Source organism: Tepidibacillus decaturensis (genome assembly GCF_001561915.1).
Taxonomy (GTDB): domain Bacteria; phylum Bacillota; class Bacilli; order Tepidibacillales; family Tepidibacillaceae; genus Tepidibacillus_B; species Tepidibacillus_B infernus.
The window spans coordinates 2,283,315-2,291,695 of record NZ_LSKU01000001.1 but is presented as its reverse complement, the minus strand read 5'-3'; the positions used below and the strand labels follow the sequence as shown (position 1 = coordinate 2,291,695).

The 8,381-nt window shown below is 37.5% G+C and carries 6 protein-coding genes and 1 pseudogene; 5 read left to right on the top strand and 2 right to left on the bottom strand.

The genetic code is table 11. The annotated features are described in order from the left end of the window. Positions 1–192: 192 nt before the first annotated feature. Complete coding sequence (hpf, locus tag U473_RS10740; RefSeq protein WP_068726209.1) at positions 193–741, top strand: ribosome hibernation-promoting factor, HPF/YfiA family; 549 nt, start codon at positions 193–195, stop codon at positions 739–741. A gap of 253 nt (positions 742–994) precedes the next feature. On the opposite strand, the gene U473_RS10735 is transcribed toward hpf, so the two are convergent. Next, positions 995–1,456, bottom strand: coding sequence for a hypothetical protein (locus U473_RS10735; RefSeq protein WP_068726207.1), 462 nt, complete (start codon positions 1,454–1,456; stop codon positions 995–997). A 402-nt stretch (positions 1,457–1,858) separates the two neighbouring features. Here U473_RS10735 and secA2 point away from each other — a divergent pair. From secA2 to U473_RS10710, 4 genes and pseudogenes are all read left to right on the top strand, one after another. Further along, positions 1,859–4,367 (top strand): annotated as a pseudogene (gene secA2, locus U473_RS10725) (accessory Sec system translocase SecA2). A 117-nt stretch (positions 4,368–4,484) separates the two neighbouring features. Beyond that, positions 4,485–5,595, top strand: a protein-coding gene (gene prfB, locus U473_RS10720; RefSeq protein WP_153012042.1) for a peptide chain release factor 2 whose coding sequence is annotated in 2 segments (ribosomal slippage) — positions 4,485–4,559 and positions 4,561–5,595 — 1,110 coding nt in all. Because the reading frame shifts where the segments join, the coding sequence is not laid out codon by codon here. Between the two features lie 84 nt (positions 5,596–5,679). Further along, entirely contained in the window at positions 5,680–6,522 is an 843-nt protein-coding gene (locus U473_RS10715; RefSeq protein ID WP_068726200.1) for a transketolase, read from the top strand. Continuing rightward, entirely contained in the window at positions 6,515–7,447 is a 933-nt protein-coding gene (locus U473_RS10710) for a transketolase family protein (RefSeq protein ID WP_068726197.1), read from the top strand. Before U473_RS10715 ends, U473_RS10710 begins: the two co-directional genes overlap by 8 nt. 61 nt (positions 7,448–7,508) lie before the next feature. Here the strand turns inward: U473_RS10710 and U473_RS10705 are convergent, their stop codons facing one another. Next, complete coding sequence (locus tag U473_RS10705) at positions 7,509–8,225, bottom strand: urease accessory protein UreH domain-containing protein (protein WP_068726195.1); 717 nt, start codon at positions 8,223–8,225, stop codon at positions 7,509–7,511. Positions 8,226–8,381: the final 156 nt, after the last annotated feature.

The following is an 8,381-nucleotide window of genomic DNA, read 5'->3' as shown; positions in this document are numbered from 1 at the left end:
GACGATGTAGTTCACTATGCAGAAAGTGTAACTTTCTTCCTCCCTTACTCTTTATTCAGAGAAAGGCATGGATGAAGGAGCGCGTTGTAATATACAAACCCTAACATATTTTTCTATACTTTTTTTAAAAATCAAAGAAGGATTTTTGCTGAAAACAGGGAATAAATATAACTATGAAAGGAGGAGTTTACCATGAAATTTAACGTTCGTGGAGAGAACATTGTAGTGACCGAAGCATTAAGAGAATATGTAGAGAAGAAAGTAGGTCGCATTGAGAAGTATTTTGATACTCCGCCTACCTCAGATGTAAACGTAACCATGAAGGTAGTAAAAGATCTGCACACGGTCGAGGTTTCCGTATTACTCCCTGGGGTCGTTTTAAGAGGGGAAGAGTCTGGTGAAGACATGTACGCAGCTATTGATTTAGTTGTAGAAAAGCTTGAAAGACAAATCAGAAAACACAAAACAAAGATCAACCGAAAATTTAGACAAGAAGGTAGCCTAAAGACCTTATTTAAAGAAGAGCCAAATGGAAAAGTTTCCGAAGAAGAGGAAGATGATTTTAAGGTTGTTAAAACCAAACGATTTAACCTTAAACCAATGGATATAGAAGAAGCCATTTTACAAATGAATATGTTAGGACATAATTTCTTCGTATTCTCTAATGCAGAAACAGATGAGATGAATGTTGTTTATAAACGTAAAGATGGAAAATATGCGTTAATTGAGCCAGAATTTTAAAAAATAAATAGTGAGTAAAATAAAACCAGACTAAAGCGATTTAATGCTTTGGTCTGGTTTTTTCCACTTGTCATTTAGGGGTTTGTATATTCCATAAGCTGCGACATAGCGTGACTAGCAGCTTTAGCTCTGTAGCACGACTTGTACACTTTGTGTGCCTTCAGAAGTGCCCTTCTCTTCTTAATCTTTATTCATAGAAGAGTACGGATGACGGAGCGCGATGGAATATACAAACCTTTTCTTAGAGTGCTTCTTAAGAAAGTGCCAATACTTTTTTAATTAATTTTACATCCGTTTCTAATTGGTCAACCCTTTTTTCGACTTTTGCATAAAGAAAGCCGATTTGGTTAATTAGTTCCGTATTATCTGCAACTTGTTTAGATATAGTATCTAGTTTCTGATAAACGACTTGGAATTGTTGACTGATATTGTCTTCCATAGATGTCATTCTGTCTTCTATAGTTGTGATTCTGTCTTCCATAGATGTCATTCTGTCTTCTATAGTTGTGATTCTGTCTTCCATAGATGTCATTCTGTCTTCTATAGTTGTGATTCTGTCTTCCATAGATGTCATTCTGTCTTCTATAGTTGTGATTCTGTCTTCCATAGATGTCATTCTATCTTCTATAGTTGTGATTCTGTCTTCTATAGATGTCATTTTGTTATCCATTTGTGTAAGCTTATCCATGATTTGCATTAAAATTTCCTGTTCCAACGGTTATGCCTCCTTTCAATTCATTTTTAAAATAGGTTTTATGCCGTACAGTAGTTGCTAAAAATATTATATAACAAGAACACGTGTTTGTATATCTTTTTCTAAAAAATAATGAGCGAATTAATTATACCCTAATTGTTAGATTGATTCCATCAGGTTATCGTAAAATGATATATCTCTGTAAAGCTAATGAAACTAATATGCATTTTTCTCGTTAATTTAAAATGGAGGATTTTTTAAAAAGATAAAGGTGTTTTTTGGCTAAATTCGGGCGATATGGAAAAAATAAATCTAGTATTTTTATAGGAGAATTTGACTTTTATACCGCAAAACATGATAAAATAAAATTTGATATTGTTGAAATAATGAACATATTTTTGTTCTCTGAGAGGAGATGTTCCCGTGCTTGGATTGGTAAAAAAAGGTTTTTGGTGATACCAACGATAGGGAAATTAAACGTTTAAATAAAATAGTCAATCAAGTGAATCAGTTGGAGTCAACTATTAGTACACTTTCAGACAGCCAACTTCGAGATAAAACGGCGGAATTTAAACAACGTTTAGAAAAAGGCGAAACATTAGACGATTTATTACCAGAAGCATTTGCAGTTGTGCGGGAGGCAGCAAAGCGCGTATTAGGAATGCGCCATTTTGATGTGCAAATCTTAGGTGGGATTGTTCTCCATGAAGGCCGAATTTCTGAAATGAAGACTGGGGAAGGAAAAACCTTGGTCGCCACCCTTCCTGCATATCTGAATGCCCTTGAAGGTAAAGGGGTACATGTGGTGACTGTTAACGAATATCTTGCAACTCGTGACCGTAATCAAATGGGGCAAGTGTTTGAATTCCTTGGATTAACTGTTGGGCTAAATATTCATGATCTATCTGCCCAAGAGAAGCAAGAAGCTTATGCAGCAGATATCACCTATGGAACCAACAATGAATTTGGCTTTGACTATTTACGTGACAATATGGTTTTGTATAAAGAACAAATGGTGCAAAGACCTTTAAATTATGCGATTATTGACGAGGTGGATAGCATCTTAATCGATGAGGCAAGAACACCTTTAATTATTTCTGGGCAAGCAGCAAAATCTACTGATCTTTATTATGCTGCTGCTCATTTTGTCAATCGCCTAAAAGAAATAGAAGATTATACAATGGATATTAAATCCAATTCTGTTGCTCTTACAGATGAAGGGGTAGAAAAAGCAGAAAAATCTTTTGGAATTGATAACTTATATGATACAAATCATATCACATTAAATCACCATATTACTCAGGCATTAAAAGCGAAAGTGTTAATGAAACGTGACCGAGATTATGTGGTGCAAGATGGAGAAGTGATTATCGTTGATGAATTTACTGGCCGTTTGATGCATGGCCGCCGTTATAGTGATGGACTTCATCAAGCGATCGAAGCAAAAGAAGGACTTCAAGTTCAAAACGAAAGCATGACACTTGCTACGATCACCTTACAAAATTACTTCAGAATGTATCAAAAACTAGCTGGAATGACGGGTACAGCTAAAACAGAAGAAGAAGAATTTAAAAAGATCTATGGTTTAGACGTTGTGGTGATTCCAACGAATATGCCAATGATCCGTGAAGATATGCCAGATGTGATTTATAAAACAGAGAGGGCAAAATACCAAGCTGTTGTAAATGAAATTGTTAATCGCTATCAAAAGCGACAACCTGTGTTAGTAGGTACTACTTCGATTGAAAAGTCTGAGCTTTTATCTGAAATGTTAAAGCGTAAAGGCATTCCTCATAATGTGTTGAATGCAAAATTCCATGCCCAAGAAGCAGAGATTGTAGCAAAAGCAGGCCAACCTGGAACCATTACAATCGCCACAAACATGGCTGGCCGTGGTACAGATATTGTTTTAGGAGACGGAGTTTCCAAGCTTGGTGGTCTCCATATTATTGGTACTGAACGTCATGAAAGTAGACGAATCGATAACCAGCTTCGTGGTCGTTCAGGGCGTCAGGGAGATCCAGGCTCTACTCAATTCTATCTTTCACTTGAAGATGAACTTATGAAAAGATTTGGTTCAGAGCATATCATGGGTATGATGGATAAGTTGGGAATGGAAGAAGACCAACCAATTGAAAGCCGAATGGTTACAAGGGCAATTGAATCGGCCCAAAAACGAGTAGAAGGACAAAACTTCGATATCCGTCGTACTGTCTTACAGTATGATGATGTGATGAACCAACAACGTGAAGTGATGTACCGTCAACGTCGTGAAGTGCTTGAAAGCGATAATCTACGTGACGTGGTTATTGGTATGATCATGAACTATGTAGAACGTTTGGTACACCTTCATTGCCCTGAAGAGCTTGTGCAAGAAGAATGGGATCTAAAAGCGATTATTGAACAAGCAAACCGGACTTTCTTAAAAGAAGGAACGATTACGGAAAAAGATATTTGGGGGAAAGAACCTGAAGAGATCATTGAGCTTTTCCGTCAAAGGATAGAACAACAATATCAAGAACGTGAAGAACAACTTGGAGAAAATATGAGAGAGTTTGAAAAGGTTGTTCTATTACGTGCAGTAGATAGTAAATGGATGGATCACATCGATGCGATGGATCAATTGCGTCAAGGTATTCATTTACGTGCTTATGGACAAACTGATCCATTGCGTGAATACCAAATGGAAGGCTTTGAAATGTTCCAGGGAATGATTCAAGCGATTGAGGAAGAAGTGGCCACTTATATCATGAAGGCACAAATCCAGAATAACTTACAAAGAGAAGCTGTCGCAGTGGGTCAAGCGGTAGATACAAAAGGTGAACAAACGAAGAAAAAACCAGCAAAAGCGGCTGAAAAAATAGGAAGAAATGACCTTTGCCCATGTGGAAGTGGTAAGAAATATAAACACTGTCATGGCGCAACAGCATAATTTGATCGTGGCCAAGTAGAATTTCTACTTGGTTCTTTTACATCTCCATTATTTGTTGGAGGAATGGGCAAACTATGTTAGAATGGAAAGGTGAATTTTACCTAAGAGGTGAAGTAGATGCTGACAGAAAGCGAAATAAAACATGAATTAGAAAAGATGGCTAAGCGTTTAGCAGAAATCAGGGGGTCTCTTTGACATTGATCAAAAAAAGAGCCGAATAGAAGAATTAGAAGAAGTGATGGCTAAGCCGGATTTTTGGGATGATAATGATGCGGCTCAAAAAGTGATTAGTGAAGTCAACGGATTGAAAGAATTAACTGAGCAAATGACAGACCTTGAGCAACAATTTGAAGATATTCAAGTGATGCTTGAATTAACTTTAGAGGAAAATGATGAAGCAATGCTTGCTGAGCTTGAAAAAAGTATGAAATCTCTAAGCAAGCGTTTTTCTGAGTTTGAATTACAATTATTGCTTAACGATCCATATGATAAAAACAATGCCATCTTAGAGATTCATCCTGGTGCAGGTGGTACAGAGTCTCAAGATTGGGCTTCAATGCTACTGCGAATGTATACTCGTTGGGCTGAGGATCATGGGTATAAAGTAGAAGTCCTAGATTATTTAGCAGGTGAAGAAGCAGGGGTTAAAAGTGTAACTCTTATAATTAAAGGCCACAATGCCTATGGTTACTTAAAAGCAGAGAAAGGAGTTCATCGTTTGGTACGTATTTCTCCTTTTGATGCTTCAGGACGACGACATACTTCATTCAGTTCTGTTGATGTTTTACCTGAAATTGAAGATGAAATCGATATCGAAATTCGCACAGAGGATCTGAAAATAGATACTTACCGTTCCAGTGGCGCAGGTGGCCAGCATGTCAATACGACCGATTCAGCGGTAAGGATTACACACCTACCTACTAATATTATTGTAACTTGCCAATCAGAGCGCTCCCAAATTAAAAACAGGGAAAAAGCGATGAAACTATTAAAAGCAAGATTATATGAAAAGCAAATCGAAGAACAAGAAAAACAATTGGCAGAATTACGTGGAGAACAAAAGGAAATTGGTTGGGGAAGTCAAATCCGTTCTTATGTCTTCCATCCTTATTCGATGGTCAAAGATCATCGTACCAATACGGAAACGGGAAATGTGAACGCGGTGATGGATGGAGAAATTGATGCATTTATTGATGCCTATTTACGTAGTAGAATTTCTAGAACGTAAAAGGTATTAATATAAGAATTAGAGAATGTTTAAAATAAACCACAAACTATATCTATAAAAAACATAAAAATTGGAGGGATAAAAATGGCTTTAGATGAACAAACTTTGGCTTCATTAAAGAAAACAGCCAATACCATTCGTCAAGAAATTGTTAAAATGGTTGCTGAAGCAAGTTCTGGACATCCTGGTGGTTCTTTATCTGCCACAGATATCGTAACCTATTTATACTTTCATGAGATGAACATTGATCCTAAGAACCCTAAAGATCCAGACCGTGACCGTTTTGTATTAAGTAAAGGACATGCTAGTCCAGTTCTTTATGCTGCATTAGCAGAAAAAGGATTTTTTCCAAAGGATGAATTAAAGACATTCCGAAAAATCAACTCTCGCCTTCAAGGACACCCAAGTCGTAAATCGCTTCCTGGAGTAGAACAAAGTACGGGTTCCCTTGGTCAAGGATTGTCTTCTGCCAATGGGATGGCATTAGCTGGAAAGTTGGATCAAAAGGATTATCGTGTCTACGCAATGCTTGGAGATGGAGAGTTACAAGAAGGAATGATTTGGGAAGCAGCCATGGCAGCTGGACATTATAAATTAGATAATTTAACAGCCATCGTCGACTACAATCATTTACAGATTGATGGTAAAGTCGATGAAATTATAAACCCAGCCCCAATCGACGAAAAATTCCGTGCATTTGGCTGGCATGTAATCGTAATTGATGGCCATGATTTGAATCAAATTGATTCGGCTGTTCAAGAAGCAAAACAAACCAAAGGGAAACCAACGATGATTATTGCTAATACGGTTAAAGGAAAAGGAGTTTCCTTTATGGAAAATCAAGTAGGTTGGCATGGAACAGCACCAAATGCTGAACAATTGGAGCAAGCATTAGCAGAATTGAATGGAGGGAAGCAAAATGACTAAGATTGCAACCCGTGATGCCTATGGAAAAGCATTAGTAGAAGTGGGAGAAAAAAATCCAAATGTGATTGTCTTAGATGCTGACTTGGCAAAATCCACCAAAACGATCGACTTCGCCAAAAAGTTCCCAGAACGATTCTTTGATATGGGAATAGCCGAGGCCAATATGATCGGTACTGCTGCAGGTTTAGCAACAACAGGGAAAATTCCTTTCGTTAGCACCTTTGCTCTATTTGGAACCTTACGAGTGGGCGATATGATTCGTAATTCAATATGCTATCCTAAGTTAAATGTAAAAATCGCGGTTACCCACTCTGGGCTTACTCTAGGAGAAGATGGTGCTTCACACCAAGCAGTCGAAGATATTGCGATGATGAGAGCGATTCCTAATATGACTGTCATTGTACCAGCAGATGCTGAAGAAACAAGGCAAGTGATTCATGCGGCTGTTGATTACGATGGCCCGATGTATATTCGCTTAGGTCGCCCAGCGGTTCCAGTTGTTTTTGATGAGAATTACAATTTTGAGATTGGTAAAGGAACTGTTGTTAAAGAGGGGACGGATGTTACGATCATTGCGATGGGTGTCATGCTAAGTCCTGCGATCGAGGCAGCAAAACAGCTTGATCAAGAAGGGATTTCTACCCGAGTGATCAACATGTCTTCCGTTAAACCAATTGATAAGGATATCATAATTCAAGCAGCAAAAGAAACAAAAGGAATCGTTACTGCCGAAGAACACAATATCTATGGTGGCCTAGGAAGTGCGGTAGCTGAAGTGGTTACTGAATACGCACCAACTGTTGTAAAACGCGTCGGTGTAGAAGACACCTTTGGAGAATCTGGTAAACCAGATGAGTTATTAGTAAAATACGGACTAACTGCTGAACATATCATTAAAAAAGCAAAAGAAATCGTGAATCAATAGGACTGTATAGAAATAGCAAAAGACTGCTTACCTCCAAAATGAGTAAGCAGTCTTACTTTCTTTATTGCACCCACATGCTAAACAAACCCTCAGTAATCCCCAAATTGTACATATTATAGAATCCAAATATCATACTTAATGCCCCGGCTAAAATCGTTAAGGATTGATTCATCTGAATATGTTTTGCACTTAAAACAAAAGGAATACCGATTAGGGTAGTAAAGGATAACATACTAATCGTTGTACCGACCCCAAAAACGAGTATATAAATGGCACCTTCCATAGGACTATGTACGGTGGACATCGTCAAAATAATCATAGCTGCACTGCCTGCTAGTCCATGAATAAAACCAATCATTAAAGATTTTAAATAGGAAAGCTTCTTTTCGTCTTTTGGATGGACATGAGAATCGTGACGATCATGAAAATGTATATGAGCGATCCCATTATGTTCATGATGATGAACATGAATCTTATTCTTCTTGTAGGAAAGAATCGTTGAGACTCCAAGCACGACAAGCATAATCCCAACTAAAAATTCTAAGGACATGGCCCATGTTACAGGGATTTCCCCTTTTATCCAAATAAAAGAGATGCCAACAATAAAAATCGTTGCCGTATGGCCAATTCCCCAGAAAACGCCTGCTAATGAAGATCGCCAAAGACTTTTACTTTGACTGGCAATCGTTGAGACAGCGATGATATGGTCAGGCTCAATGGCGTGTTTGATTCCAAGGACAAATCCGATCATTAACACTTCTAAAAAGCCAACTTCCACTTAAATCCCTCATTTCGTATAGTGAAGAAATATATCATTTTAAATTATTATAAAGATTAATTGAAAAAATTGAAAGCGAATTCAAAAAAATCTATTATTTTTAGAGAATTTAATATAAAATGTTTGGTGTAGGAATATACATATACTATCGAATCA